Origin of the sequence: Microbacterium sp. NPDC088619, from assembly GCF_044752825.1 — a bacterium.
In the GTDB taxonomy this organism is placed as follows: Bacteria; Actinomycetota; Actinomycetes; order Actinomycetales; family Microbacteriaceae; genus Microbacterium.
The window spans coordinates 1,075,711-1,100,656 of sequence record NZ_JBIVLZ010000001.1; the positions used below are offsets into that span (position 1 = coordinate 1,075,711).

General features: G+C 68.5%; 29 protein-coding genes. 11 read left to right on the forward strand and 18 right to left on the reverse strand.

The genetic code is table 11. From position 1 onward, the window contains the following. Positions 1-127 precede the first annotated feature (127 nt). Positions 128-1,651: a DEAD/DEAH box helicase gene (locus ACIP5T_RS05475; RefSeq protein WP_400861244.1), complete on the forward strand. Its 1,524-nt coding sequence runs from the start codon at positions 128-130 to the stop codon at positions 1,649-1,651. 99 nt (positions 1,652-1,750) lie between these two features. Here the strand turns inward: ACIP5T_RS05475 and ACIP5T_RS05480 are convergent, their stop codons facing one another. Continuing rightward, positions 1,751-2,626, reverse strand: coding sequence for a PHP domain-containing protein (locus ACIP5T_RS05480; protein ID WP_400861246.1), 876 nt, complete (start codon positions 2,624-2,626; stop codon positions 1,751-1,753). 88 nt (positions 2,627-2,714) lie between these two features. On the opposite strand from ACIP5T_RS05480, the gene ACIP5T_RS05485 reads away from it, so the two are divergent. The 3 genes from ACIP5T_RS05485 to ACIP5T_RS05495 are packed head-to-tail and all read left to right on the forward strand — an operon-like array spanning position 2,715 to position 6,099. After that, a complete protein-coding gene (locus tag ACIP5T_RS05485; protein ID WP_400861248.1) occupies positions 2,715-3,737 on the forward strand; it encodes an endonuclease/exonuclease/phosphatase family protein in 1,023 nt (340 codons plus the stop codon). A gap of 37 nt (positions 3,738-3,774) precedes the next feature. Next, the gene (locus ACIP5T_RS05490) at positions 3,775-5,196 is read left to right on the forward strand and encodes an aminopeptidase P family protein (protein WP_400861250.1); all 1,422 of its coding nucleotides are present in this window, start codon (positions 3,775-3,777) and stop codon (positions 5,194-5,196) included. A gap of 9 nt (positions 5,197-5,205) precedes the next feature. Beyond that, on the forward strand, positions 5,206-6,099 hold the full coding sequence (locus ACIP5T_RS05495; protein WP_400861252.1) for a phosphotransferase: 894 nt from the start codon (positions 5,206-5,208) through the stop codon (positions 6,097-6,099). Positions 6,100-6,102: 3 nt separating this feature from the next. Here the strand turns inward: ACIP5T_RS05495 and ACIP5T_RS05500 are convergent, their stop codons facing one another. The 5 genes from ACIP5T_RS05500 to ACIP5T_RS05520 form a co-directional block, all read right to left on the reverse strand. Further along, on the reverse strand, positions 6,103-6,498 hold the full coding sequence (locus ACIP5T_RS05500; protein ID WP_400861254.1) for a VOC family protein: 396 nt from the start codon (positions 6,496-6,498) through the stop codon (positions 6,103-6,105). Further along, complete coding sequence (locus ACIP5T_RS05505) at positions 6,495-7,232, reverse strand: metallophosphoesterase family protein (RefSeq protein ID WP_400861256.1); 738 nt, start codon at positions 7,230-7,232, stop codon at positions 6,495-6,497. The genes ACIP5T_RS05500 and ACIP5T_RS05505 overlap by 4 nt, the downstream gene beginning before the upstream one ends. A gap of 12 nt (positions 7,233-7,244) precedes the next feature. After that, entirely contained in the window at positions 7,245-7,895 is a 651-nt protein-coding gene (locus ACIP5T_RS05510) for an alpha/beta fold hydrolase (protein ID WP_400861257.1), read from the reverse strand. Beyond that, positions 7,895-8,350 (reverse strand): DUF4870 domain-containing protein, encoded by a 456-nt coding sequence (locus tag ACIP5T_RS05515; protein ID WP_400861259.1) that lies wholly within the window; start codon positions 8,348-8,350, stop codon positions 7,895-7,897. The genes ACIP5T_RS05510 and ACIP5T_RS05515 overlap by 1 nt, the downstream gene beginning before the upstream one ends. A gap of 242 nt (positions 8,351-8,592) precedes the next feature. Next, complete coding sequence (locus tag ACIP5T_RS05520) at positions 8,593-9,345, reverse strand: general stress protein (protein ID WP_400861260.1); 753 nt, start codon at positions 9,343-9,345, stop codon at positions 8,593-8,595. 100 nt (positions 9,346-9,445) lie between these two features. Here ACIP5T_RS05520 and ACIP5T_RS05525 point away from each other — a divergent pair, with 100 nt between their 5' ends. Genes ACIP5T_RS05525 through ACIP5T_RS05540 form a run of 4 tightly spaced genes read left to right on the forward strand, consistent with a single transcriptional unit; the run spans position 9,446 to position 12,846 of the window. After that, the gene (locus ACIP5T_RS05525; protein ID WP_400861262.1) at positions 9,446-10,711 is read left to right on the forward strand and encodes a magnesium transporter MgtE N-terminal domain-containing protein; all 1,266 of its coding nucleotides are present in this window, start codon (positions 9,446-9,448) and stop codon (positions 10,709-10,711) included. Then, the gene (locus ACIP5T_RS05530) at positions 10,711-11,250 is read left to right on the forward strand and encodes a DUF1003 domain-containing protein (protein WP_400861263.1); all 540 of its coding nucleotides are present in this window, start codon (positions 10,711-10,713) and stop codon (positions 11,248-11,250) included. The genes ACIP5T_RS05525 and ACIP5T_RS05530 overlap by 1 nt, the downstream gene beginning before the upstream one ends. Further along, entirely contained in the window at positions 11,247-12,365 is a 1,119-nt protein-coding gene (locus ACIP5T_RS05535) for an Mrp/NBP35 family ATP-binding protein (protein ID WP_400861264.1), read from the forward strand. The genes ACIP5T_RS05530 and ACIP5T_RS05535 overlap by 4 nt, the downstream gene beginning before the upstream one ends. Positions 12,366-12,372: 7 nt before the next feature. After that, a complete protein-coding gene (locus tag ACIP5T_RS05540; RefSeq protein ID WP_400861266.1) occupies positions 12,373-12,846 on the forward strand; it encodes a YcxB family protein in 474 nt (157 codons plus the stop codon). A gap of 6 nt (positions 12,847-12,852) precedes the next feature. Here the strand turns inward: ACIP5T_RS05540 and ACIP5T_RS05545 are convergent, their stop codons facing one another. Further along, entirely contained in the window at positions 12,853-13,425 is a 573-nt protein-coding gene (locus ACIP5T_RS05545) for a hypothetical protein (RefSeq protein WP_400861268.1), read from the reverse strand. Between the two features lie 41 nt (positions 13,426-13,466). Then, positions 13,467-13,853 carry a Sec-independent protein translocase TatB gene (locus ACIP5T_RS05550; protein ID WP_400861271.1) on the reverse strand — a complete coding sequence of 129 codons (387 nt, stop codon included), beginning with the start codon at positions 13,851-13,853 and terminating at the stop codon, positions 13,467-13,469. Positions 13,854-13,942: 89 nt separating this feature from the next. On the opposite strand from ACIP5T_RS05550, the gene ACIP5T_RS05555 reads away from it, so the two are divergent. Beyond that, a complete protein-coding gene (locus tag ACIP5T_RS05555) occupies positions 13,943-14,578 on the forward strand; it encodes an O-methyltransferase (RefSeq protein WP_400861274.1) in 636 nt (211 codons plus the stop codon). Between the two features lie 90 nt (positions 14,579-14,668). Here ACIP5T_RS05555 and ACIP5T_RS05560 read toward each other — a convergent pair whose 3' ends face one another. From ACIP5T_RS05560 to dapE, 3 genes are all read right to left on the reverse strand, one after another. Next, positions 14,669-14,842 (reverse strand): DUF3117 domain-containing protein, encoded by a 174-nt coding sequence (locus tag ACIP5T_RS05560; protein ID WP_079112537.1) that lies wholly within the window; start codon positions 14,840-14,842, stop codon positions 14,669-14,671. Positions 14,843-14,938: 96 nt separating this feature from the next. Further along, the gene (locus ACIP5T_RS05565) at positions 14,939-16,156 is read right to left on the reverse strand and encodes a hypothetical protein (RefSeq protein WP_400861276.1); all 1,218 of its coding nucleotides are present in this window, start codon (positions 16,154-16,156) and stop codon (positions 14,939-14,941) included. Further along, the gene (gene dapE / locus ACIP5T_RS05570; protein WP_400861278.1) at positions 16,138-17,211 is read right to left on the reverse strand and encodes a succinyl-diaminopimelate desuccinylase; all 1,074 of its coding nucleotides are present in this window, start codon (positions 17,209-17,211) and stop codon (positions 16,138-16,140) included. Before dapE ends, ACIP5T_RS05565 begins: the two co-directional genes overlap by 19 nt. Positions 17,212-17,276: 65 nt before the next feature. Here dapE and dapD point away from each other — a divergent pair, with 65 nt between their 5' ends. Then, positions 17,277-18,230 (forward strand): 2,3,4,5-tetrahydropyridine-2,6-dicarboxylate N-succinyltransferase, encoded by a 954-nt coding sequence (gene dapD / locus ACIP5T_RS05575; protein WP_400861281.1) that lies wholly within the window; start codon positions 17,277-17,279, stop codon positions 18,228-18,230. A gap of 227 nt (positions 18,231-18,457) precedes the next feature. Beyond that, positions 18,458-19,876: a DEAD/DEAH box helicase gene (locus ACIP5T_RS05580; protein ID WP_400861283.1), complete on the forward strand. Its 1,419-nt coding sequence runs from the start codon at positions 18,458-18,460 to the stop codon at positions 19,874-19,876. Between the two features lie 101 nt (positions 19,877-19,977). Here ACIP5T_RS05580 and ACIP5T_RS05585 read toward each other — a convergent pair whose 3' ends face one another. The 7 genes from ACIP5T_RS05585 to ACIP5T_RS05615 all read right to left on the reverse strand — a co-directional run bounded on the left by ACIP5T_RS05585 (position 19,978) and on the right by ACIP5T_RS05615 (position 24,903). Next, entirely contained in the window at positions 19,978-20,448 is a 471-nt protein-coding gene (locus ACIP5T_RS05585; protein WP_400861284.1) for an SRPBCC family protein, read from the reverse strand. An 11-nt stretch (positions 20,449-20,459) separates the two neighbouring features. Then, positions 20,460-21,779 (reverse strand): citrate synthase, encoded by a 1,320-nt coding sequence (locus ACIP5T_RS05590; protein WP_150115050.1) that lies wholly within the window; start codon positions 21,777-21,779, stop codon positions 20,460-20,462. A gap of 144 nt (positions 21,780-21,923) precedes the next feature. Continuing rightward, positions 21,924-23,036, reverse strand: coding sequence for a succinyldiaminopimelate transaminase (gene dapC / locus ACIP5T_RS05595; RefSeq protein WP_400861288.1), 1,113 nt, complete (start codon positions 23,034-23,036; stop codon positions 21,924-21,926). Positions 23,037-23,039: 3 nt separating this feature from the next. Further along, positions 23,040-23,360: a ferredoxin gene (gene fdxA, locus ACIP5T_RS05600; protein ID WP_042542002.1), complete on the reverse strand. Its 321-nt coding sequence runs from the start codon at positions 23,358-23,360 to the stop codon at positions 23,040-23,042. A gap of 9 nt (positions 23,361-23,369) precedes the next feature. Next, positions 23,370-23,846: a histidinol dehydrogenase gene (locus ACIP5T_RS05605; RefSeq protein WP_400861290.1), complete on the reverse strand. Its 477-nt coding sequence runs from the start codon at positions 23,844-23,846 to the stop codon at positions 23,370-23,372. Between the two features lie 35 nt (positions 23,847-23,881). After that, positions 23,882-24,196, reverse strand: a complete 315-nt coding sequence (locus tag ACIP5T_RS05610; RefSeq protein WP_400861293.1) for an AzlD domain-containing protein — start codon at positions 24,194-24,196, stop codon at positions 23,882-23,884. Beyond that, complete coding sequence (locus tag ACIP5T_RS05615; protein WP_400861295.1) at positions 24,193-24,903, reverse strand: AzlC family ABC transporter permease; 711 nt, start codon at positions 24,901-24,903, stop codon at positions 24,193-24,195. The genes ACIP5T_RS05610 and ACIP5T_RS05615 overlap by 4 nt, the downstream gene beginning before the upstream one ends. Positions 24,904-24,946: the final 43 nt, after the last annotated feature.

Below are 24,946 nucleotides of genomic sequence, written 5' to 3' on the forward strand. Positions count from 1 at the left end.
CACCACCCCCTCGGGTAGGCTGTCGGTGTCCCCGCCGTCGGAGCGGGGCCCGCGCCTGTGGCACAAAGACGGCGTGGATCCGTGAACGTGGCGATCTTCGCAGGTCGCCGGACAGGCACTCTGAACATTGACAACCTTCGCTGATCTCGGAATCGATCAGGACATCATCGACGCGCTCTCCTCCAAGGGAATCGTCGACGCATTCCCGATCCAGGAGCAGACCATCCCCCTCGGCCTTCCCGGCCAGGACATCATCGGCCAGGCCAAGACCGGCACCGGCAAGACCTTCGGGTTCGGCATCCCCGTGGTTCAGCGACTGGGGCTCGACCCCGAGCACGGCGTCAAGGCGCTCATCGTCGTTCCCACGCGCGAACTCGCGGTGCAGGTGTACGAAGACATCGACCTGCTCACGAGCAACCGCTCGACCAGCGTCGTCGCGATCTACGGCGGCAAGGCCTACGAGGGCCAGATCGATCAGCTCAAGGCCGGTGCGCAGATCGTCGTCGGCACGCCTGGTCGCCTGATCGACCTCGCAGGCCAGCGCCTGCTCGACCTGTCGAACGCGACCGAGGTCGTGCTCGACGAGGCCGACAAGATGCTCGACCTCGGCTTCCTCGCCGACATCGAGAAGATCTTCCAGAAGGTCCCCGCCGTTCGCCACACGCAGCTGTTCTCGGCGACCATGCCCGGCCCGATCGTCGCGCTCGCTCGTCGATTCATGTCGAACCCCATCCACATCCGTGCGAGCGACCCCGATGAGGGTCTCACGCAGGCCAACATCAAGCACCTCGTATACCGGGCCCACTCGCTCGACAAGGACGAGATCATCGCCCGCATCCTGCAGGCCGAGGGTCGCGGCAAGACCGTCATCTTCACGCGCACCAAGCGTGCAGCGCAGCGTCTGGTCGACGAACTCAGCGACCGCGGATTCAACGTCGGCGGAGTGCACGGCGACATGGGTCAGGATCAGCGCGAGCGTTCGATGGCGGCCTTCAAGGCGGGCAAGCGAGATGTGCTGGTCGCGACCGACGTCGCCGCCCGAGGCATCGACGTCGATGACGTCACCCACGTGATCAACCACACCATTCCCGACGAGGACAAGACGTACCTGCACCGCGTCGGTCGCACAGGCCGCGCGGGCAAGACCGGCATCGCCGTGACGTTCGTCGACTGGGAAGACCTGCACAAGTGGGCGCTGATCAACCGCGCTCTCGAGTTCGGTCAGCCCGAACCCACCGAGACGTATTCGTCGAGCCCCCATCTGTTCGAAGACCTCGACATCCCCGCCGGAACGAAGGGCCGTCTCGTCTCGGCGCCGAAGACCCAGTCGGTGAAGACCGAGCGAGCGCCGCGTCCCGAGCGCGCAGCAGACGTGGCTGCAGAGGGCACGGACGAGGGTGGCACCCGTCGCCGTCGCCGTCGTCGTGGCGGTTCGACCCCGGTGGGTTCCACATTCGCAGAAGGCGCTTCCGAGGCACCTGCCGGTGACTCGCAGTCCGCACCGTCGGCCGACCGCAGCGCCGAGGGCGCCGGCACCCACGACGGTGCAGGCAAGGAGCACCACGACGGCAAGCCGGCTCCGGCGCGTCGTCGCCGTCGTCGTCGCGGAGGTTCGGGCGGCGCGGGAGCAGCTCCGGTCTCCGGAGCCTGACCGACCTGAGAGGGGGCGGATGCTGCAGCAGCGGCATCCGCCCCCTCTGCCGTCCCGCGCCCCGCGACGCGCAGTGAGCCGCCCGCCGAACGCCCGGCCTCAGGCGTAGCGCGGGGCGGTGCCGGTCGCGCGCTCTATGAGCCGCTGGACCATCTCGTCCGAGGTGGTGTTCTCGCCGGGCAGGTTCGGTTTTCCGGTGCCGTGGTAGTCGCTCGAGCCCGTGATGATCAGATCGTGCTTCGCCGCGATCGCATGCAGCGCCTTCCTGCCTGACGCGGTGTTCTCACGGTGGTCGATCTCGAAACCGCCCAGGCCCGCGACTATCAGCTGCTCGATGAAATGCAGGGGCATCATGTGGTCCCGCCCGACCGTCGCCGGGTGTGCGATGATCGCCACCCCTCCGGCGTCCGTGATCAGACGTACCGCGGTGAGCGGGTCGGGAGCGTAGTGCGGCTCGTAGTACCCCTCGCGCGGGTGCAGGATCCCGTCGAACGCCTCGGTACGGTCCCGGACGATCCCCCGCGCGACGAGAGCGTCGGCGATGTGCGGGCGACCCACGGTCGCGTCGAGGGTGGTCTGAGCGAGGACGTCGTCCCAGTCGAGGTCGTAATCGCGACCGATGCTGCGGACGATCCTCTCGGCACGACCGATCCGATCGCCGCGGATCCGATCGGTCTCGGCTCTGAGCGCCTCGTCGAGCGGGTCGAACAGGTAGCCGAGCACATGCACACTGCGCCATTCGTGCTTCGCCGAGAGCTCCATGCCGGGGATGAACGTCATCCCCAGTCGGGCGGTGGCCGCTGCCGCCTCCTCCCATCCCGTGCTGCGGTCGTGGTCGGTCAGCGCCACGGTGCGCAGACCGTATGCGTGCGCCTGGCTCACGACCTCAGCCGGCGCCTCCGTGCCGTCCGAGTGGTTGGAGTGCATGTGCAGGTCGGACGGACCGGCGAAACGGCGGGGGGAAGCGGTGGCCATCCTCCGAGCGTACCGACGACGGCGGGCGCCGGTCGCGACCGCCTGTCGCTCTAGGGACTTCACAGAGAGGACTTCTAGGCTGAAGGGGATGTTTCGACTACTGGGGATCCTCTTCACCGTGCTGCTCGCGATCGCGACGGCGGTCGTGGTGTGGCCGCAGTTCTTCCGTCTCGAGCAGACCTTCCCCTTCGCTCAGATCGTCGCCGCCCGCGGGGTGGTGCTCGCAGCGTTCCTCGTCATCGCTGCTCTGTCTCTGCTGCTGCTCCTCGCGAAGCCGTTGCGCGGCTTCGCCGCATCCGTCCTGATCATCGCGCTGCTCGGCGCGGGGGCGACGGGGGCCATCGGCTTCGTCCGGGGTTTCGGTGCGGACACGCTTCCCGCTGCGACGGACTCGAGCATCAGGGTGCTCACCTGGAACACCGCCGGCGATGAGGTGTCGGCCGAGGAGATCGCCAGGGAGATCCTCGATCGGGAGGCCGACATCGTCGCGCTGCCCGAGACCACGGAAGAGGTCGGCGAGCAGGTGGCAGTGCTGCTGCGCGATCAGGATCACCCGATGTGGGTGCACCACGTGCAGTTCAAGCCCGACGTCGTCGACGGTCCGAAGTCATGGCACACGACCGTCCTCGTCTCCCCCGACCTCGGCGAGTACTCGGTGATCGCCTCGTCGGAGGACGGCTCGAACAACACCGGCTCGGTGCCCAGCGCCGTGCTGATGCCGATCGATGGCACGGGCCCCGGGATCGTCGCCGTGCACGCCGTCGCACCGCGTATGGACGACATGGCGCAGTGGCAGAGCGACCTGCGATGGATCGCCGACCAGTGCCCCGCGGGCGACTTCATCGTCGCCGGGGATTTCAACGCGACGATCGATCACATGGCCGGACTCGGCGTCGACGGCGGCGATATGGGCTACTGCCGCGACGCGGCGACCCGGACGGGGAACGGCTTCAGCGGAACCTGGCCGAGCTCGCTGCCGGCGTTGCTCAGCACCCCGATCGACCACGTGATGGCGTCGCCCAGCTGGGCGGCGACCGGATCGGTCGTGATCGGCGGCGGCGGTGGCAGCGATCATCGCGGACTCGTGGTGCAGCTCGAGCCCACGGGCTGACATCCCGCAGTCGTCACGCAGGTGACAGACTGGAGGGATGAGCACCGCAGAACGCGACACGATCGCAGAGCCGACGACCGAGACTCCCGTCGAAGCCACCACCACGAACCGGAAGCAGCCCTTCCCGCGCGGATTCCTCGACACGATCTCGACCGGATGGGCCGAACGCCCCGAGTCGATCCCCGCGCCCCGCGCGCAGGCGCCGTTCGCCGCCGTGCGCCGCGCCGCCGTCTCTGCCGCCTTCCCCGGCAAGCGTCTGGTCATTCCGGCCGGCTCGCTCAAGCAGCGCAGCAATGACACGGACTACCCGTACCGCGCGCATTCGGCCTTCGCACACCTCACCGGGTGGGCATCGGACGCCGAGCCCGACTCGATCCTCGTGTTCGATCCGACCGACGCCGGCCACGACGTCACCCTGTACTTCCGCGAGCGCGCAGACCGCACCACGACGGAGTTCTACGCGGATGCCACCGTCGGCGAGTTCTGGATCGGCCCCCGCCCCTCGCTCGCCGGGGTCGCCGCAGACCTCGATGTCGCGACCGAGCACCTCGCAGAGTTCTCGAGCACCGAGGGCGAGCTGGTCCTCGAGGAGGACGACGACCTCACGCGGTTCGTCTCGGAGCTCCGACTCGTCAAGGACGAGTACGAGATCGCCGAGATGCGCCGTGCCGTCGACATCACCGCACAGGGCTTCGAGGACGTCATCCGCTCGCTTCCGGAGGCGATCGCGCACGCTCGAGGCGAGCGGGTCGTCGAGGGCGTCTTCCATCGCCGCGCACGCGAAGACGGCAACGGCGAGGGCTACGACACGATCGCGGCGTCCGGTCCGCACGCGTGCTACCTGCACTGGACCCGCAACGACGGAACAGTCGTTCCCGGCGACCTGATCCTGGTGGATGCCGGTGTCGAGGCCGACAGCCTGTACACCGCCGACATCACCCGCACGCTGCCTGTCTCCGGCACCTTCACCGAGGTGCAGCGCCGCGTCTACGAGACCGTCCGCGAGGCCGCCGACGCCGCCTTCGCCGCAGCTCGAATCGGAGTGCGCTTCCGCGAGGTGCACGAGGCCGCCATGCGCGTCATCGCCGCACGCGTCGCCGAATGGGGTCTGCTGCCGGTCACCGCCGACGAGGCGCTGGATGCAGACGCCGGTGGACAGCACCGTCGTTACATGGTGCACGGCACATCGCACCATCTGGGCATCGATGTGCACGACTGCGCTCAGGCGCGGCGCGAGATGTACTACGACGGCATCCTCGCCCCGGGCATGGTGTTCACGATCGAGCCCGGCCTCTATTTCCAGATCGACGACCTCACGGTGCCCGCGGAGTACCGCGGCATCGGGGTGCGCATCGAGGACGACATCCTGATGACCCAGGACGGCCCGGTCAATCTGTCCGCCGACATCCCCCGCACCGCCGACGAGGTCGAAGCCTGGATCGCGCGCGTCCAGAGCTGAGCCCGCTGCATGCACGAGGGCGAGCTCGAACTCACCGAGGAGACCGCTGCGCGACTGATCGCGCAGCGGTTCCCCGAGTTCGCGCACATGCCCATCGAGCGGGTCGGCACCGCAGGGACCGTCAACACGATCATCCGGATCGGCGACGATATCGCGGCACGGTTCCCCCTCGTCGCGGAGTCGGCTGAGGTACTCGCCGCCGAGGCTGCGGCGATGGGAGAACTCGCAGATGTCTGCGCCGTGCCATCGCCTCGTCCTCTCGGTGTCGGTGCGGCGACGTCGGCGTATCCCTCGGCATGGTCGGTGCAGACCTGGGTGCCTGGCGAGACGGCGGGCCATGCTCTCCACGCGACATCCGACCGTCTGGCACTCGACGTCGCCACGCTGATCGCGTCGCTGCGGGCCGCGGATGCGCGCGGTCGCGAGTTCGACGGCCAGGGTCGTGGCGGCGTCCTCGCCGATCATGATGAGTGGGTCGGACTCTGCGTCCGCAGAAGCTCCCATCTGATCGATGCCGCTCGCGTGGAGCGGCTCTGGGGAGCCCTGCGCGACCTGCCGCGCTCCGGCCCGGATGTGATGAGCCATCGCGATCTCACCCCGTTCAACCTGCTGGTCAGGGGCGATCACCTTGTGGGCGTCCTCGACGGAGGCGGATTCGGCCCTGCGGATCGCGCCCTCGACCTGGTCGCCGCCTGGCACCTGTTCGACGCGCCCCGCCGACGCGCAGTGCGCGAGCAGGTCGGCGCGTCGGATGTCGAGTGGCTGCGCGGTGCCGGATGGGCACTGCAGCAGGCGATGGGTCTCGGCTGGTACTACGAGGCCTCGAATCCTGCGATGAGCACCCTCGGTCTCTCGACCGTGCATCGACTGCTCGACGACGCTGAGCTCACGGCGCTCGGGTGATGGCTACGCGGGCGGATCCGCGACGATCTCGACCTTGAATCCCTGCTCGTTCTCGACCCACCCGGCATAGTGATCGGGCCCGCCGGCATGCGGGTACCGATCCTGATACAGCGGGCGCCACCCGTGCGCCTCGGCATCGCCGAGGATGGCGTCGACCTCGGCCCGGGCTCCACCCCAGAACGCCAGATGATTCATGCCGGCTCGACGGCGGTCGTGCTCGGCCGAGGTGAGGTTCGGCGGCGTCGTCACCGTCACGTAGGAGCCTCCCGCCTCCCACGTCCGACCGTCTGGCCACTCGCCCGTGAGCTCCAAACCCAATCGAGTCAGCAGCCAATGCCAGCTTCGCGAGGCTTCGTCGAGATCGGGCACCCAAATCTCGACATGGTGCAGACCCTTCACGATTGACGTCCCCGATATACGGCCGTGCGGAGCTCGATCGACCAAACGCCGGTCGTCGGCATGTCTAGCGACTCCGCGACGGCGATCTCCGCCTCGACGTCATATGGCACCCTCACGAACTGGATGCCGAAGGGATCATCCGCCGATCCCCCGCCCTCGAGTATCACGTACGACGGAACGGGAGTGTCGAGCGGGTTCCCGACGCTGCCGACGTTGAACAGGGTGCGCCCGTCGTTCGACTCGATGTATGCATCGTGGATGTCTGCGTACCCCACGACGTCGGGGACAGGGCCATCCCCGGTCATCTCCGTCGCGTCGAACATCGCTGAGAACTGCTCCGGTGTGTGGTGAAAATGCACCCTGACGTGGGGGCTCTGAGCCGACGCGTGGAACAACCGGATCCGACGACCGCTGAGCACGAGGTCTACACTCTGCGGAAGCGTCGCAAGCCATACCCTGCTCGACGGCGACAGTTCATCGCGCCACCAGAGCATCTCGGGCGGTCCGTCGTCGGGGATCGCAGGCAGGAAGTCGTCCCAGTTGCCGCGAACGTTCACCTCGCAGACCGCGCGGCAACGCTGCACCGCATCCTCGCCTCGCGGCCCCTTGCCTGCCGTGTCTCCGAGGTTGACGATGCGCGTGATCCCTCGGCGCCCGATGTCGGCGAGCACCGCGTCGAGAGCGGTCAGGTTGCCGTGCACATCCGAGATCAGGGCGATTCGTTCGAGACTCACCCTCCCATGCTGTCAGTGCTGCACGAACTCCGCGACGAACGGCGCGAGCGACGCTCCGATCTCGGACGCAGGGCGCTTGCGCCCCTTGACCTCGAAGGTGTGTCCGCCGCCCTCGATCCAGATGACGCGCGCGTTCCGGCAGGTCGCCACGACCTCTTCGAACTGCGTCACGGGCTGGATGAACGGATCGTTCGTCCCTTCGATGAACAGCTGCGGAACGCCGATGGCCGGCAGGTGCTCGGCGCGCGGCTTCTCCGGCTTGCCCGGCGCGTGCAGCGGGTACCCGAGGTACGCGAGACCGTCGACGGAGAGTCCCTCCGCGACGGCCATGGACGCCATGCGTCCGCCGTACGACTTGCCGGTCGCCCAGATCGCGTCGTCCGGGTTCCGCTCGCGCGCGAAGGCGACGACCGCTTTCCAGGTTGCGATCGCATGCGACGCCGGCCCCGGCATCCTGCGTCCCTGCTCGACGTAGGGGAAGTTGAAGCGCAGCGTGGCATGTCCGCGAGAGGCGAGTTCCTCGGCGAAGCCCGTGAGGAAGGGGTGGTCCTTGCCGGTGCCCGCGCCGTGCGCGATGATCACGGTCGATCCGCTGTCTCCTGCCGACCAGTCTGCGGAGACGACCGTCGGTCCGGCGGGCAGATCGACGTGGATCTCGACCATCAGGCGCGCAGGTAGGGAATCGCGAACGGTATGCGCACGACCTTGCCGCCCGACGCCTTCACCATGCCCACGATCACGAGAACGAGGTGCAGCACCGACAGAGTGAAGTAGATCGTGATCGGAATGCCGATGGGATAGAACCCGCTCGACGGAGAGTCGGCTGTGAGCGAGAAGAGGATCACGAAATGCGAGATGAGCAGCACCGTCGACACGAGCAGGTAGGTGAGGCCCCAGTTCGCGGCCGCCCGAGCGTTCTCGCTGGCCACACCGCCGAAGCGACGCGACGCTCCGCCGCTGACCGCCATCGCGATCCCTGATGCGAGTCCGCCCACGAAGGGGAACGGGATCAGGATCAGGAGGCCGAGAGCCCACGGGAGCAGGCCGCGGGGCGGCACAGCTGCGGGATAGGCACCCGCGGGGTAGCCCTGCGCCGGATACCCCTGCGCGGGAGGCATCTGCGGCGGGGCGTATCCGACGGGCTGCTGTGGTGCCGACGCCTGACCGGGAGCGATGGGAGGGACGTATCCCGGTGACTGTGGCGCCGGATGCTGCGCGTACCCCGGAGCCTGTGGCGGCGCGTAACCGTACGAGGGCGCCGGCGGCACCGCTCCGTGGGAAGGCGGCGCGGGCGGGGCCGGAGGAACCGGAGGGTGTGCGGGTGTCGCCGCGGAGCCGGTCTCGCTCTGAGCGTCGGACATCAGACGGTACCCGCAGAGGCGGGTGGAAGGCCGGGCTTGCCGGCGTCGGGCGTGTCGATCGGAGGTGCAGTCGGATCTGCGGGGCGGGGCGGAACGGTCGGCTCCTCGGGAGCGGCCTCCGGGCCACCGAGCGGCGGGGTGGGGCCGGCTTCGGGAGTGGGGTCCTCAGGCGAGACGGGAGGCGTCACCGGAGGTGCAGGCGCCGGGGCCGGCTGTCCACCGGGAGCGATGCGCTCACCGTACCGCGGCGGCTCATCGAAGTCGACCGGAGCGCGCACCGGGGAGGGCTTCGCCGCGCCGAGAGCCAGGCGCGCCTTCGCGAGCGAGGTGGCCTGCACCCGAACCTCGTAGTGGTCGGCGGCGAACTGCGTGACGCTCGCGAAATCGCGGCGTCGGCGCACGATCGCATACGTGACGAGGCTGAGGAGCATGCCGAGCGCGACGCCGATGAAGACGAACCCGACGAAGAGCTGGATCGGCACCTCCGGGTTGCCGATCACGAGGATCGCGGAGAGGAACAGGCCGATGAGCACTCCGTTGATCGCTCCCGACCGTGCTGCGGCCGCATAGCCGAGGCGTCCGGTGATGCGCTCGACCGTCCGGACGCTCTGCCCGATGATCGCGATGTCTCGGGCCGGCACCTCCTGGGCGATCAGTTTCGACACCGTCTTCTGGGCGCCTTCGTAATCGCGGGTGGAGGCGACGATCTCGCCCTCATCGCGGCTGTCAGCTGGACGGTTCAGCATGCTCATCCCGCCATTGTTCCATGCCTTGTGGTGACAGGGCCGGGAGTGTGTCGTGCGGCAGCCCCGCCGGGGGCCACGGGAGGACACCGCGCACTACGCTGGACGGGTGAGCACACAACGGGTATTCGCCGCGCGCCTGGCAGGTTGCGCCGTCTTCGATCCCGTGGGCGACCGGCTCGGCAAAGTCCGAGATGTCGTCATCGTGTACCGAAGTACGGCTGCTCCGCGTGTCATCGGACTCGTCGTCGAGATCCCCGGGCGGCGACAGGTCTTCCTGTCGATTGGCCGGGTGACGTCGATCCGTGCAGGCCAGGTGATCAGCACCGGGCTCATCAACGTGCGCCGCTTCTCGCCGCGTGCCGGCGAGGTACGGGTGCTCGCCGAGCTCCTCGGTCGCCGAGTCAGCCTCGTCGACGGCACCGGCACGGCAGTCATCGAAGACGTCGCCATCGAGCCGAACCGTCTGGGCGAGTGGGCCGTCAGCCAGCTCTTCCTCCGCCGCCCGAAGACCAGCGCGTCGCCGTTCGCCAAGGGCCCGACGACCTTCGCCGCCTGGAGCGAGGTCGCCGAGCAGCACTCGCCCGGTGAGTCGCAATCCGCCGAGCAGCTGGTCGCCTCCTACTCCGAGCTGCACGCCGCCGACCTCGCGAACACCCTGCTCGATCTGCCGCAGCAGCGCATGATCGAGGTCGCCGAGGAACTCTCCGACGATCGTCTCGCCGATGCTCTGGAAGAGATGCCGGAGGACGACCAGGTGCACATCCTCGATCACCTCGGGGACGAGCGGGCCGCCGACATCCTCGACCAGATGGAGCCGGACGACGCCGCCGACCTCCTCGCTCAGCTGCCACCCAATCGTCTCGAGCAGCTTCTCGAGCTGATGGAGCCGGAGGAGGCCGAGGACGTCAGGATGCTCCTGCGCTACGGCCCCGACACGGCGGGTGGTCTCATGACGCCCGAGCCGATCATCCTCTCCGCCGACGCGACGGTGGCGGAGGCGCTGGCTCTCATCCGGCGTCACGAACTGCACCCCGCCCTCGCCGCAGCCGTGTTCGTGACTCTGCCGCCCTTCGAGACGCCGACAGGCAGACTGCTCGGGATGGTGCACTTCCAGAGGATGCTGCGCTACCCGCCGCACGAGCGTCTCGGCGCGATCATGGATGACAGTCTCGAGCCCGTGCGGGTCACCGCATCTGCGGCCGAGGTGGCGAGGATGCTCGCGAGCTACGACCTGGTCTCGCTTCCGGTGATCGACGCCGCGCATCGTCTCGTCGGCGCGATCAGCATCGATGACGTCCTCGACTATCTGCTGCCCGACGACTGGCGGACGCATGACAGCGACGAGCCGGCGGTCCCCAAGGAGGTGCGCTGATGCCCCGCTCCCGTTCGCCTCGGCTCGACGCTCCGCTGGGGCGCGGCACCCCACGGCAGCGGCCGACGTCGCGCGACCGCTTCGGCCGTTTCACCGAGTGGGTCGCGCGCGCCATGGGCACCCCGGCGTTCCTGCTCATCCTCACTCTGTTCTGCGTGCTCTGGATCTGCTGGAACACTCTGCTGCCCGATCACCTGCGCTTCGATGACGCCGCGCTCGGCTTCACGGCTCTCACCCTCATGCTCTCTCTGCAGGCGTCATACGCGGCACCTCTGATCCTCCTCGCACAGAACCGCCAGGACGACCGCGACCGCGTGCAGATCGAGCAGGATCGCCAACGCGCCGAGCGCAACCTCGCCGACACCGAATACCTCGCTCGAGAGATCGTCGCGCTGCGGATGTCGCTCGAAGAGCGCAACAACCAGGTCGTGACCCGCGATGTGCTCCGCCAGGAGCTCAAGTCCCTGCTCGCCGAGCTCGGCGAGCATGATGACGAGACGGCCGAGCGACGCCCCCGCGGCCGCTCCGCATCATCATGAGCTCTGCCGAGTCCGTCCGAGCGGCCGTCGCCGGCGTCACCGACCCCGAGCTGCGCAGACCCATCGGCGACCTCGACATGGTCAGGGAGATCAGCGTCGAGGGAGCACACGCGCACGTGGCGATCGTGCTCACGATCGTCGGTTGTCCTGCAGCGGCTCGCATCGAATCCGATGTCCGCGCCGCCGCCGCCGCGGTGCCGGGCATCGCGGAGGTGGAGGTGGAGGTCGGCGTGATGACGCCGTCCGAACGCAAGGCGCTCACCGAGAAGCTGCGTGACGGGCGGCCTGCTCGCCAGATGCCCTTCGGGCCGGACTCGCTCACACGGGTGATCCTCGTCTCGAGCGGCAAGGGCGGCGTGGGCAAGTCCACCGTGACAGCGAACCTCGCGGTCGCGCTGGCTGCTCAGGGACTCTCGGTCGGCCTCGTCGACGCCGATGTGCACGGCTTCTCGATCCCGGGACTCCTCGGCATCCCTGCGGGAACACAGCCCACGCGCATCGACGACCTCATGCTTCCGCCCGTCGCCCATGGCGTGAAGACCATCTCGATCGGGATGTTCCTCCGTGACGGCGAGGCGGTGGTGGCCTGGCGTGGCCCGATGCTGCACCGCACGGTGCAGCAGTTCCTGACAGACGTGTTCTTCGGCGACCTCGACATCCTTCTGATCGACATGCCTCCGGGCACAGGCGACATCGCCATCTCGATCGGGCAGCTGCTGCCCCACGCCGAGGTGCTGGTCGTCACGACGCCGCAGGCGGCAGCGTCCGATGTGGCGATCCGCAGCGGGCTGGTCGCCCGCCAGACCGGTCAGCGCGTGATCGGAGTGGTCGAGAACATGGGCGCCCTCACCCTTCCGGACGGCACCGTGGTCGATCTGTTCGGTTCAGGGGGCGGCGCCGCCGTGGCCAGCGCACTGTCGGAGACACAACCCGTGCCCTTGCTCGCATCGATCCCCCTCAGTCCCGCGCTCCGGGCGGGCGGTGACGAAGGGGTGCCGGTGGTGCTCAGAGACCCCGGGGACGCGGCAGCCGTCGCCATCCGCGAACTCGCGGGCTCCCTCGCCACCCAGGGTCGCGGTCTCGCCGGCCGTTCGCTCCCGATGACCCTGGGCTGACACGATCGTGGCTCTCCCCGTCGACGAGAAGCTGCTGCGAGGCATGGCGCGCGACGCCGCGATCTACGCCCTCACCCGCCCCGCGGCGATCGTGATGTGGGTCGCCCTCGTCGCGGCATTCGTCGTCAGCATCCTCAATCTCACCGCCACGGGCGGTGCGCAGGGGCTGTCGGGTCTGCTGCCCGTCGCGAGCATCGCCCTCATGGTCTACGCGGTCGTGATGACGGTCGCCGGCGCCAGACGGGCGGTGCGGGCCGCGAACCCTCCGGGCAGCGCCGTGTGGATTCGACTCGGCGACAGTTCTCTGCACGTCGGCACCGGCAGTCGATCGTCGGACATCGCATACACCACCTTCCAGAGCGTGCGTGCCGGGAGACATGCCGTGCTCCTCAGACTTCGAGGGGCGTCCGCGGTCACGGCGATCCCGCGTGCGCTGCTGTCCGACGACGACATCGTGACGCTGCGGTCCAGAATCGGCTGACCCCGATCAGGACGGAGACGGCTTCGGCGCACGGTGGGTGATCAGGCGCCTCACCACGATCACCAGGGGAAGGACCACGGCGAGAGGCGGGCTCATCACCGCTCCGAGAGCGAGCAGAGTCCCCACCGCGAAGTCGTTGCCGCCGGTGCGGCCGAGCCCGATACTGCCCTCGCCGATCGAGTCCCCGGCGACGAGGAACAGACCGTCGTACGTGTCGAGCGAATCCCGGCAGTCCACCAGGTGGGCGCCCGCCTCGACCGCGGTGAACTGGGCGGACTGCACGAACCCCGGCCGCGGCGTCATCCACCAGAGCACATCGTCCCAGCTCACCGCGGATGCGCCCCGCTGAGGACGCTCGCCGCCGTCCGGCCCGATGACGGTGCAGTCCATGGTGCCGAGCGTGGCGGAGATCCCACTGGTCCAGATGCCCACTCGCGATCCGGCGTCGAGGTCTACGGTCATCGTCGTCCCGATCGGCGCGTCCTCGGCGGCCTCGATCGACCGCACGATCGGCATCACCCACAGGGTCCAGACGAGGATTCCTGTCAGGGCGCAGATCGCAGCGACGACGAATGCCATCCGGTCTCTGCTTCGGAGCCGACTCGGGTCGACCGTTCGCGTCACGTGGCTTCGGGATCGAACGGCGGCGGACTCGCGACGGAGAACTCCGGTCGCACCCTCGGCGTCCGCACGGGCTTCACCGAAGGCTCTGCGACGACCGCGTCCGCCCTCGCGGGCCCGGGCGCCGCATCGTCTTCGAAGAGCGCGTCACGGATGATGCGTCTGGGGTCGTACTGCCGAGGATCGAGCTTGCGCCAGTCGACGTCGTCGATGTCGGGACCCATCTCGTCGCGGACGCGTGATTTGGTGTCGCGGAGGAACTCGCCGGCACGCCGAGCGAGCTTCGCGACGCTCTCGGCGTAGCGGGGCAGCCGCTCCGGTCCGATGAGCAGCGCAGCGATCAGACCGATGAGCAGCAGCTTCTCGAAGGTGATCCCGAACTGCATGTGTCCAGGCTACCGCCGCGCCTGCCGTTGTGCCGCGCACCGACCGCATACGCTGGGAGAACACATATCTCAGTCGGGAGAATCAGGCAATGAGCGAGAACGATGCGAACGCACGTTTCATCCGCGAGTCGATCGTGGAGCCTTCGCCGATCGCCCGCGCGCGTGCGCACGCCATCGAACTCGGCGCGTCACCGATCAGCGCGGCCGTCGGCTCGCAGATCGCCGTGCTGGCCGCCGCGACAGCTGCCAGGTCGATCGTCGAGATCGGCACCGGGGCCGGCGTCTCGGGCCTCTGGCTGCTGCGAGGCGCCCCGCAGGCCGTGCTGACCTCGATCGATAACGAACCCGAGCATCTGGCCGCGGCTCGGCAGGCGTTCGCAGAGGCTCGAGTCCCCGCGACGAAGGCTCGTTTCATCACTGGTCGCGCCGCCGACGTGCTGCCCCGCATGAACGAGGCATCGTATGACATCGTGCTCGTCGATGCCGACCCCGAGAACGTCATCGACTACGTCGAGCACGGGCTGCGATTGGTGCGGACCGGCGGAATGGTCCTGGTCCCCCGCGTTCTCAGCGGCGGCCGCGTGGCCGACCCGGTGCAGCGCGACGAGGTGACCTCGGCCTACCGCTCTCTCGTGCAGGAGACCCAGGAGTCGTCCGCCGTGCTCGCGACCGTCTCGGCTTCCGGTGAAGGCCTGCTCCAGCTGATCAGCGTCGGCGAGGCCTGAGCCTCTCCCACTCCATACAGACGGAAGAGGGCGACGGATCGATGATCCGTCGCCCTCTTCGTGAATCCGCGTGCGCGAATTCGAGTTCTCTCAGGCGGGCTTCACGACGGCTGCCAGCACGTCGTGCAGTTCCTTCGCCTCTGCGTCGTTCACGGAGACGACCAGACGGCCGCCTCCCTCGAGCGGGACGCGCACGATGATGAGTCGTCCTTCTTTTACGGCCTCCATGGGTCCGTCTCCGGTCCTCGGCTTCATCGCTGCCATCGTGGGCTCCTTTTCCTCCGGTGGTATGCGATCAGTTTATCGGGTGTTACCGGAACCTGGATGTCCCCTATGAAGAAATGCATCAAGCCTTAACATTCACGGCACCTGCCAGAACGTGTTCCCGAGCGCGTAGATGTGGTAAATCCAGAGCCACTGACCCAGCAGGCAGACCGCCAGAACCCCGAGCCGCCACACGCGCGAGCGCGGCACGGCGAGCGCTCCCCAGGCAGGACTCAACGGCAGGAGCAGCCGGAACGTGCTCGACTGCGGGAAGAAGACGGCGAGCAGGTAGAGCAGGTAGCTCGCACTCCAGAGCCTCAGGTCGGGACCGAGCGCACGCACCTGAGGCAGGTAGAGCAGAGCGGCACCGGCCGCCACGACGAGGAGGGCGAGGGCGACCGGACCCCACCCGCCGGGGAGTCCCCATTGGGCGAACCAGAACTGGGACGCCTGGATCCAGCCCTCGAAAGGCACGAACCCGTCGACTCCGCCGACGAGCCAGTTCCGGCGCCACGCGAGCTCGGTCGCGAGATACGCACCCGGGTCCCCGGTGACGATGCCCGCGATGACCTGCCACGAGAAGCCCGCGACGGTGGCGAGTGCGCCGAGCGCCACGATGTGCACGATCTCCCGCGGGGCGAGCGGGTCTTCTCTGCGGCGCCACCAGCGGAGGATGCCGTGCAGACCGAGATAGAGGGCGAACGCGAGTATCCCCGGCCTGGTGAAGGCCATGACGGGGATGAGGAGATACAGCCAGACGTAGTTCCGGCGCACCGTGGCATCGAGCGCGAGGAACAGCAGGAGGAGGAACAGCGTCTCGGCGTATCCGACCTGGAACATCGCGGCGATCGGCCCCGAGGCGAAGAACACCACCGCCCACATCGCCGCCCGCGCGCCGATGCGGTCGTGCAGCAATCGGTGCAGGGCCAGACATGCGAAGTAGCCGGCGACGAAGGACAGCAGGAACGCGCCCATCCCCCACGAACCGAAGACGAACCCGACCGCCTTGGCGGCGAAAGCGAACACCGGCATGAACGCCCAGGCGTTCTCGGCGACCCCACCGGACTCGGTGAGGGGAAGGGATGAGGGATACCCCTCTTCGGCGACGAGCCAGTACCACTGCGCGTCCCAGCCGACGATGAAGTCGGCGAGCCCCGGCTCGGCCCCGAACCTCGACAGTGACGTGGACTGCGTCGCCGCCGCGATCATCATCGCAGTCGTCACGGCGCGCGCCGCGAGGTAGATCAGGGCGATCCGCAGCGCCAGTGGCGCACCCGCCCATCGACGGGTCGCGGTCAGCGCGAACTGAGCCATGCGCGCAGTCCTCGCTCGACGGCGTCGATCTGCGCGAGCGGAACGCGCTCCTCGTCATGGTGGGCGAGGTGCGGGTCTCCCGGTCCGTAGTTCACTGCGGGGATGCCGAGGGCCGAGAAGCGCGCGACATCCGTCCAGCCGTACTTCGGCCGCGGTTCGGCGCCGACGGCAGCCACGAAGTCCCGGGCGATCGGCGCATCGAGACCGGGTCGCGCGCCTTCGGCGGCATCGGTGATCTCGACGTCGAAGCCGGCCAGCAGGTTGCGGATGTGCGCTTCCGCATCCGCCGCCGATTTGCTCGGAGCGAACCGGTAGTTCACCTCGACCTCGCACGCATCGGGGATCACGTTGCCCGCGACCCCTCCGGTGATACGGACGGCGCTCATGCTCTCGCGATAGAGCAGGCCGTCGACAGCGATTTCTTTCGCACGGTACTCGGCCAGACGCGCGAGGATCGGGGCGGCCCGATGGATGGCGTTCTCACCGATCCAGGCGCGGGCGGCGTGCGCGCGGACGCCGGTGGTGCGCACGATGGCGCGCATCGTGCCGTTGCAGCCACCCTCGACCTCGCCGTTCGACGGCTCGCCGAGGATCGCGAAGTCGGCCTGGAAGAGGTCCGGCCGAACGGCGGCGAGAAGCGCGAGCCCGTTCTTCGACGCCTCGACCTCCTCGTTGTCGTACCACATCCAGGTGATGTCGACCGAGGGCTCGGTGAGCTCTGCGGCGAGCTTCAGCTGCACCGCGGTGCCGCTCTTCATGTCGACGGTCCCCCGGCCCCAGAGGTAGGCGACACCGTCGATCTCGAGGTCCTTCGTCGGCACGTTGCCGTTGATCGGCACGGTGTCGATGTGCCCGGCGATCGCGACCCGCTGCGCACGACCCAGATTCGTCCGGGCGACGATCGTATTTCCGTGTCGGAGCACCTCGAGGTGGGGGTAGGCGGAGATCGCCTCCTCGATGGCGTCCGCGAGCGTCTTCTCGTCACCCGAGACACTCGGGATGTCGCAGATCGCACGGGTCAGGTCGACGGAGGACGCTGTCAGGTCGAGCATCATGCACCCAGCCTACTTACCCCGACATCTGTGCGATCGTCCACGCCTGGTCGCGATACCGTGGAGGCATGACTGAGGCGCGCACCGTGTGGGGTACCGGACTTTCGACGATCGCCGGCGACGGCACTGTTCTCGACGCCTGGTTCCCCGAGCTGACGGCCGTCGCGCCCAGCGCCGAAGATGCAGCCGCCGCCCTCGCGGCGCTCGAGCCGCTCGCCGGTCCTGACGAGCGCCGCAACGTGACCGTCGAGACCGTGCAGCTGCACGTCGACCTGGATGCTGCGCCGACGTCGACCGCTGACGCCTACCTGCGACTGCACGCGCTCTCGCACCTGCTGGTGCGACCGAACGAGCTCAACCTCGACGGCATCTTCGCCCACCTGCCGAACGTGGCCTGGACCAACGCCGGCCCTGTGCATCCCGATGACGCAGCGCGACTCCGCCCGCTGCTCCAGCGTGCGGGTATCCAGGTGCAGGGACTCGACAAGTTCCCCCGGCTCACCGACTACGTGCAGCCTGCCGGTGTGCGCATCGCCGATGCGTCGCGCGTCCGCCTCGGCGCCCACCTCTCCCCCGGCACGACAGTCATGCATGAGGGCTTCGTGAACTTCAACGCGGGCACGCTGGGCGCGTCGATGGTCGAAGGACGCATCTCTCAGGGGGTCGTGGTCGGCGACGGCAGCGACATCGGCGGCGGCTCGTCGATCATGGGCACGCTCTCGGGCGGCGGCTCGCACCGCGTCTCGATCGGATCCCGCACGCTGTTGGGCGCCAACGCGGGGATCGGCATCTCGCTCGGCGACGACTGCATCGTGGAAGCCGGACTCTACGTGACGGCCGGCACCAAGATCGTGCTCCTCGACGGCCCGGTGACCCCCGATGGCGGCAGGAAGACCGTCAAGGGAGCCGAGCTGTCCGGTCAGGACGGCCTGCTGTTCCGCCGAAACTCGCTCAGCGGAGCGGTCGAGGCCGTGCGACGCGCGGGCGTCGGCGTCACACTCAACGAGGCGCTCCACGCCTGAGCGACGCGCTGAGCAGCAGCGCGTCCCAGGCTTCTCTTCCTGACGCGTGATAGTGTCGAAGCGACGATCCTCGCGATGCGAGACGTCTGCGTCGTCGACACGCTCCCGCGCCACTTGCCTGGTTCTGGCCATTTCGAACGGCGAAACGATGCGCGATCCCGCGCCGTCGCCCACCCTTCCGCACCCGGCCCGATGGTTCGTGCGTGCATTCTCACGGAGATTCCCCTATGACTTCCTTCCTCGATCTCGGCGTGCCCGCCGACCTCGCCGCAGTCCTCACCAAGGACGGCAAGACCGAGGCGTTCGCGATTCAGCGCGACACGCTTCCCGACTCCCTCGCCGGTCGTGACCTCCTCGGCCGCGGCCGCACCGGCAGCGGCAAGACGATCGCGTTCGCCCTCCCCCTCGTCGCCCGTCTCTCAGCGTCCTCGCGCAACAGGCGTCCTGGCCACCCGCGTGGTCTCGTGCTCGCGCCGACCAGGGAGCTCGCCACTCAGATCGCTGCGACCATCGCCCCGCTCGCCGAGGCCAAGGGCCTGCGCGTCACGACCGTCTTCGGCGGCGTCAGCCAGCGCCCGCAGGAGCAGGCCATGCGCAATGGCGTCGACATCGTCGTGGCGTGCCCGGGCCGCCTGGAAGACCTGATGAAGCAGCGGGTCGTGCAGCTCGACGCCGTCGAGGTCACCGTCCTCGACGAGGCCGACCACATGGCCGACCTCGGATTCCTCCCGGGAGTCACCCGCATCCTCACCGCTACGCCGGCCGGAGGCCAGCGTCTGCTCTTCAGCGCGACCCTCGACCGCGGCATCGACACGCTCGCTCGCCGGTTCCTCTCGAACGCGGTCAGCCACGAGGTCGACGAAGAGAGCGTTCCCGTCGGCGAGATGACCCACCGCGTGCTGGTCGTCGACTCGACCGATAACAAGACCGAGCTCGTGCGCGAGCTCGCGTCCGGCACCGGTCGACGCATTCTCTTCACCCGCACGAAGCACCAGGCGAAGAAGCTCGCGAAGCAGCTCACCGCGGCCGGTATCCCGGCCGTCGACCTGCACGGCAACCTGTCGCAGAATGCGCGTGAGCGCAACCTCAGTGCCTTCTCATCCGCTCCGGAAGACGGAGGCGTGCGCGTCCTCGTCGCCACCGACGTCGCGGCCCGCGGGGTGCACGTCGACAACGTCGATCTCGTCGTGCACGTCGACCCGCCGATGGAGCACAAGGCGTACCTGCACCGTTCAGGTCGCACCGCTCGTGCCGGAGCCGCAGGAACGGTCGTGACTGTGGTGCTCCCCGAGCAGCGTCGCGACGTGAAGGACCTCCTGCGCAAGGCCGCGATCAGCGCCGCACTCGAGCCCGTCACCACCGCCGCGGTCACCGAGCTGGTTCCCGAGCGCGCCGCGCACGTGCGCCCTGCACCCATCCAGCAGCAGCAGCAGCGCCAGGCGCCCAAGCAGCGCCCCGCTGGTGGCGAGCGCAACTCAGCCGCCAACCCGCCGTCGCGTCGCAGCCGTCGTCCCCGCTCGGGCCAGGGCGGCCAGGGCGCGCCCGCAGCCCAGACGGGTTCGCGACAGGGCGGCCAGGGCGGATCACGCCAGGGCGGTCAGTCGCGCAACCAGGGCGGCCGTGGTTGGAGCTCGCAGGGCCGCTGAACCCCGCTGTCATAGAGGCGGGTGCGCCGATGCTCAGGCATCGAGGCACCCGCCTTTCTGCGCCCCTCGGCCAAAAACCAGAGTGCGCGGAGGCGCCGCGATCAGCGCCGCACCGCCGCCAGAACCTGCGGGTCCGAGCAGCCGCGGACGAATCCTGCGAGGCGACGACGGATCTCGAAGCCGAGCACGCGAACGCCGATCCATTCTGCGATCGGTGCGAGCCAGGCCGGGCGGCATGAGAAGTTGTACTTCCACACGGCCAGCGTGCCCTCAGGCACCTCGGTGAACCGCCAGCCGCCGCCGAGCTTGGTGAAGAACCACGGCCCCCGCTCCATCACCATGCCAACATTCGTGGGCGGGGCGTACGACACGTACCGGCTCACCATCGAGAGACCGAACCGCTGCCGGGTGAAGGTGCGCACGCCTTTCGCGGGGGCGACAGCTTCGTCCATGAGATGCTGCTCGCTGATGAACCTGTCCCAGCGTCGGCGCACCGCTCCCGTCGTCTGAGACACCGCGAACGCCGTCGCCGGGTCGACCGGGACGACAGCCTCGGCGCTGACGACGGGCATCGTGCTCGATGTCAGCGCGTCTGGAAGGTGCGCTCGGGGGAACCCGTGTAGAGCTGCTGCGGGCGACCGATCTTGGTCTGCGGGTCGAGCTGCAGCTCGCGCCACTGTGCGAGCCATCCGGGCAGACGACCGATCGCGAACAGCACGGTGAACATGCGCGTCGGGAAGCCCATCGCCTTGTAGATCACGCCGGTGTAGAAGTCGACATTCGGGTATAGACGACGCTCTTTGAAGTAGTCGTCTGCGAGTGCGAGCTCCTCGAGCTCCTGAGCGAGGTCGAGCAGCGGGTCCGTGACGCCGAGCTCGGCGAGCACTTCGCCTGCCGCCTCCTTGACGAGCTTGGCGCGGGGGTCGTAGTTCTTGTAGACCCGGTGACCGAAGCCCATGAGCTTCACGCCCTCTTCCTTGTTCTTCACCCGCTCGACGAACCGCGAGACGCTCTGGCCCGAGTCGCGGATCTGGCCGAGCATGGTGAGGACGGCTTCGTTCGCCCCGCCGTGCAGCGGCCCGGAGAGGGCCTGGATCCCCGCGGAGATCGATGCGAACTGGTTCGCACCGGTCGAGCCGACGAGGCGCACCGTCGAGGTCGACGCGTTCTGCTCGTGGTCCTCATGCAGGATGAGCAGCAGCTCGAGGGCCTTCGACATGACCGGGTTGACCTGGTACTCCTCGGAATGCACACCGAAGTTGAGCTTGAGGAAGTTCTCGACGAAGCCGAGGGAGTTGTCGGGGTAGAGGAACGCCTGGCCGATGCTCTTCTTGTGCGCGTAGGCCGCGATGACCGGCAGCTTCGCCAGCATCCGGATCATGTTCAGCTCGACGTGCTCCGGATTGTGCGGGTCGGTCTGACCCTCGTAATAGGTCGAGAGGGCAGCGACAGCCGACGACAGCACCGACATGGGGTGCGCGGTGTGCGGAAGCGCCGAGAAGAAGCGCTTGAGGTCTTCATGCAGCAGCGTGTGCCGACGGATCTTCTCGTCGAACTCCGCGAGCTCCGCGGCCGAGGGCAGCTCACCGTAGATGAGGAGCCAGGCGACTTCGAGGTAGCTCGTCGATCCGGCGAGCTGCTCGATCGGATACCCGCGGTAGCGCAGGATGCCCTTGTCTCCGTCGATGAACGTGATCGCGGACTTGGTCGACGCGGTGTTCACGAAACCGTAGTCGAGCCCCGTGTAGCCGGTCTGTCGCGTCAGCGTCGAGAAGTCGATGCTGTCATTGCCCGCCGTGCCCCGCACGAGTGGGAATTCAGCGGTCGTCTCGCCGATCGTCAGCTTCGCTGTCGCCTGCTGCTCTGCCGCTGCGCTCACGCGGGCCTCCTCATGGATCTTCATCAAGTCGGATGTGGCGATGTCACGGCGCTGTGCACCAGGTCTGTTCGAGATCGTCGATACACGACCGAATCGCCTTTACAGCCTAGTAGGCGCACAGGCCTACTGTGACAACCGACAAAAGAACCCGCAGTCTGAGGCGAGAACCTACACGGCCTGTTCACGCAGGCGCCGGGCGCCCTCGGCGATCCGCTCGGACGGAGCCGTCAACGCCAGCCGCACATGCTGATCGGAGGACGTGCCGTAGAACGGTCCGGGCCCGGCGAGGATGCCGAGATCGGCCAGCCTCTCGATGCTCGCCCAGGCGTCCTGCCCCTCTGTCGCCCACAGATAGAGACCGGCTTCAGAGCCGTCGATCCGGAACCCGGCCGCTTCGAGCGCGGGCCGCAGCATGTCGCGCCGCGCACGATAGAGCTCCTTCTGGGCCGCGACGTGCTCGTCATCACCCAGGGCCACGGCCATCGCGTGCTGCACCGGCTCCGGCGGCATCAACCCGAGATGCTTGCGCGCGGTGAGCAGCTCGCCGACGATGCGCGCGCAGCCTGCCACGAAGGCCGCCCGATAGCCGGCGAGATTCGACTGCTTGCTCAGCGAGTAGACGCTGAGCAGGTTCGCCCTGCTGCCGCCCGTCACGCGCGGGTCGAGGATCGACGGGATCGCCTCGGTCGCCCACCGGCCGTCCCACCCGAGCTCGGCGTAGCACTCGTCGCTGGCGAGCACGGCCCCGAGCTCACGCGCCCGCAGGACTGCGGCCGACAGCTCGTCCACGGTCCAGGTTCGGCCGTCGGGGTTGCCCGGCGTGTTGATCCAGATGAGCTTGGTGCCCTCGGGCCAGTCGGCGGGGTCGTCGGACGGCAGCGGCGTGGCTCCGACGACGCGGGCACCCACCTCGTAGGTCGGGTACGCGATGCGAGGATGCACGACGATGTCACCGTCGCCGAGACCCAGCAGAGTCGGCAGCAGCGCCACGAGCTCCTTCGAGCCGATCGTGGGGAGCACGTTGTCGACCGTGAGATCGGACACACCCCTGCGGCGGGCGTACCACGCCACGATCGCCTCGCGCAGAGCGGGCGTGCCCACGGTCTGCGGGTACGCGTGCGCGTCTGTCGCCTCCGACAGCGCTCGGCGGATCAGCTCGGGAGTCGGATCGACGGGCGACCCGACGGACAGGTCCACGATCCCCCGCGGATGCTGGGCGGCGCGCTGGCGGTAGGGAACGACCGCATCCCACGGATAGTCGGCGAGATCGCGAACACTCACGGACTACTCGCCCTGGGGCGGGAGAGCGGCGATGATCGGGTGATCGTGTGCGATGACGCCCACCTTGGCGGCGCCACCGGGCGACCCGACCTCGTCGAAGAACTCGACGTTGGCCTTGTAGTAGTCCTGCCACTCGTCGGGCAGGTCGTCTTCGTAGTAGATCGCCTCGACGGGGCACACCGGTTCGCACGCGCCGCAGTCGACGCATTCGTCCGGGTGGATGTACAGCGAGCGTTCGCCCTCGTAGATACAGTCAACGGGGCACTCGTCGATGCAGGCGCGGTCCTTGACATCGACGCACGGGAGAGCGATCACATACGTCACTCCCCCAGTCTACGACTCGCTGCCCGTCCGATCGCCCAGGGCAGGGGGTCGCCGGGCACCCGACACACCGCCATCGGATGCCTCGGACTGCTCTGCGGGCACGGGCGCCTGGGCTTCGACGCGTGCGGGAAGCCGAGAGAACGACGGCCACGCCACGGCGAGCAGCACGAGTCCCGCCACGAGGTAGGTCCAGATGCGACCGCTGAGCGTGTCTTCGACCACGACCGATCCGCCTGGGCCGACACCGGAGATGAGCACCAGCATGCCCAGCATGCCGAGTCCCGCGGCGAGAGTCGCTCCACGATCATGGGTGAGCGCGCGGATCGCGACGAGGATCGCGCCGCACGCGATCGCTCCCACCAGGAGCCCCACGGGCACCGGTCCCCACATCAGGCTGTGGCCGATCGTCCCGGCGACGCCGAAGACGCCGCCGACGAGAGCCGCGGCGATCCATGACAGCACCCGGGAGATCCAACCGTTACGCACGAGTCGATCCTACGCGCGCCGACGATCTGCTCCGCTCAGGCGGCGAGCCCGAGCAACCGCAGAAGTGCGGCGACGAGTGCCGCAGCGAACACCACGACCAGGAACGACTGACGCAGCCAGAGAAGACCCCCCGCGACGAGCAGAGCGGGGAGCCGCGCATCGACGACCACCGCCTGCCCCGCACCGAGTGTCTGTACGGCGACGAGTGCGGCGAGGAGCGCCACCGTGAGCAGGTCGGAGATTCGCGCCGGTCGTGGTGCCTCGAGCACGCTCGGCGGCACGAGGTAGCCGGTCGCCTTCAGCGCCAGGCAGATCAACGCGGCGAGCAGGATCGCACTCCAGATGCTCATCGAACACCCTCCCCGGCGTCTGCCGTCGCGTCGTCGATTCTCCCCAGCCAGTTGAACCAGCCGACGACGATCGCGACGACCGCGGCGACCAGCACCGGCAGCCCGGGCATGATGAACGGCGTGAGCGCGGCCGCGACGACCGCTGCGGCCACGCCGACCGCGATGGCCTGGCGTTCCTTGAGTCGTGGCCAGAGCAGCGCCAGGAACGCGGCGGCAGCGGCAGCATCCAGCCCCCAGGTCTTCGGGTCGCCGAGCACGTCGCCGACCAGCGCGCCGATCAGGGTCGTGATGTTCCACCCGAGGAAGATCCCGATGCCGGTGACCCAGAAGCCGACCTGCCTCAGGCGAGGATCACTCTGCGAGATGGCCACCGCGGTGGACTCGTCGATCGTGAAGTGCGCCGCTGCGATCCGGCGGCCTGGCGTCGTTCCCACGATCGGAGACATCCGCATGCCGTACGCGACGTTGCGCACCCCGAGCAGCGCCGCCGATGCGATCGCCGACGGAAGCGCCGACACTCCCCCTGCGGCGAACACGCCGACGAAGGCGAACTGAGATCCACCGGTGAACATCAGCAGACTGAGGACGCACGTCTGCCAGACATCGAGGCCGGATGCCACGGCGAGCGCGCCGAACGAGACGCCATAGGCGCTGGTCGCGAGGACCACCCCCAGCGCTTCGCGCCACACCTCGCGCTCGGCGGTCATCGCACAACCGTTCGCTGCAGTGAACACATGACCATCATTCTGA

Coding starts and splice junctions, on each gene's coding strand:
- ACIP5T_RS05580 (WP_400861283.1), top strand. CDS start 18,458: ATGACTTCCTTCCTCGATCTCGGCGTGCCCGCCGACCTCGCCGCAGTC.
- ACIP5T_RS05550 (WP_400861271.1), bottom strand. CDS start 13,853: ATGCAGTTCGGGATCACCTTCGAGAAGCTGCTGCTCATCGGTCTGATC.
- ACIP5T_RS05480 (WP_400861246.1), bottom strand. CDS start 2,626: ATGGCCACCGCTTCCCCCCGCCGTTTCGCCGGTCCGTCCGACCTGCAC.
- ACIP5T_RS05535 (WP_400861264.1), top strand. CDS start 11,247: ATGAGCTCTGCCGAGTCCGTCCGAGCGGCCGTCGCCGGCGTCACCGAC.
- ACIP5T_RS05490 (WP_400861250.1), top strand. CDS start 3,775: ATGAGCACCGCAGAACGCGACACGATCGCAGAGCCGACGACCGAGACT.
- ACIP5T_RS05585 (WP_400861284.1), bottom strand. CDS start 20,448: ATGCCCGTCGTCAGCGCCGAGGCTGTCGTCCCGGTCGACCCGGCGACG.
- ACIP5T_RS05610 (WP_400861293.1), bottom strand. CDS start 24,196: ATGAGCATCTGGAGTGCGATCCTGCTCGCCGCGTTGATCTGCCTGGCG.
- ACIP5T_RS05555 (WP_400861274.1), top strand. CDS start 13,943: ATGAGCGAGAACGATGCGAACGCACGTTTCATCCGCGAGTCGATCGTG.
- ACIP5T_RS05495 (WP_400861252.1), top strand. CDS start 5,206: ATGCACGAGGGCGAGCTCGAACTCACCGAGGAGACCGCTGCGCGACTG.
- ACIP5T_RS05530 (WP_400861263.1), top strand. CDS start 10,711: ATGCCCCGCTCCCGTTCGCCTCGGCTCGACGCTCCGCTGGGGCGCGGC.
- ACIP5T_RS05560 (WP_079112537.1), bottom strand. CDS start 14,842: ATGGCAGCGATGAAGCCGAGGACCGGAGACGGACCCATGGAGGCCGTA.
- dapE (WP_400861278.1), bottom strand. CDS start 17,211: ATGATGCTCGACCTGACAGCGTCCTCCGTCGACCTGACCCGTGCGATC.
- ACIP5T_RS05565 (WP_400861276.1), bottom strand. CDS start 16,156: ATGGCTCAGTTCGCGCTGACCGCGACCCGTCGATGGGCGGGTGCGCCA.
- ACIP5T_RS05615 (WP_400861295.1), bottom strand. CDS start 24,903: ATGACCGCCGAGCGCGAGGTGTGGCGCGAAGCGCTGGGGGTGGTCCTC.
- ACIP5T_RS05545 (WP_400861268.1), bottom strand. CDS start 13,425: ATGGCATTCGTCGTCGCTGCGATCTGCGCCCTGACAGGAATCCTCGTC.
- ACIP5T_RS05510 (WP_400861257.1), bottom strand. CDS start 7,895: ATGGTCGAGATCCACGTCGATCTGCCCGCCGGACCGACGGTCGTCTCC.
- ACIP5T_RS05590 (WP_150115050.1), bottom strand. CDS start 21,779: ATGAAGATCCATGAGGAGGCCCGCGTGAGCGCAGCGGCAGAGCAGCAG.
- ACIP5T_RS05520 (WP_400861260.1), bottom strand. CDS start 9,345: ATGAGCATGCTGAACCGTCCAGCTGACAGCCGCGATGAGGGCGAGATC.
- dapD (WP_400861281.1), top strand. CDS start 17,277: ATGACTGAGGCGCGCACCGTGTGGGGTACCGGACTTTCGACGATCGCC.
- ACIP5T_RS05515 (WP_400861259.1), bottom strand. CDS start 8,350: ATGCCTCCCGCGCAGGGGTATCCGGCGCAGGGCTACCCCGCGGGTGCC.
- ACIP5T_RS05485 (WP_400861248.1), top strand. CDS start 2,715: ATGTTTCGACTACTGGGGATCCTCTTCACCGTGCTGCTCGCGATCGCG.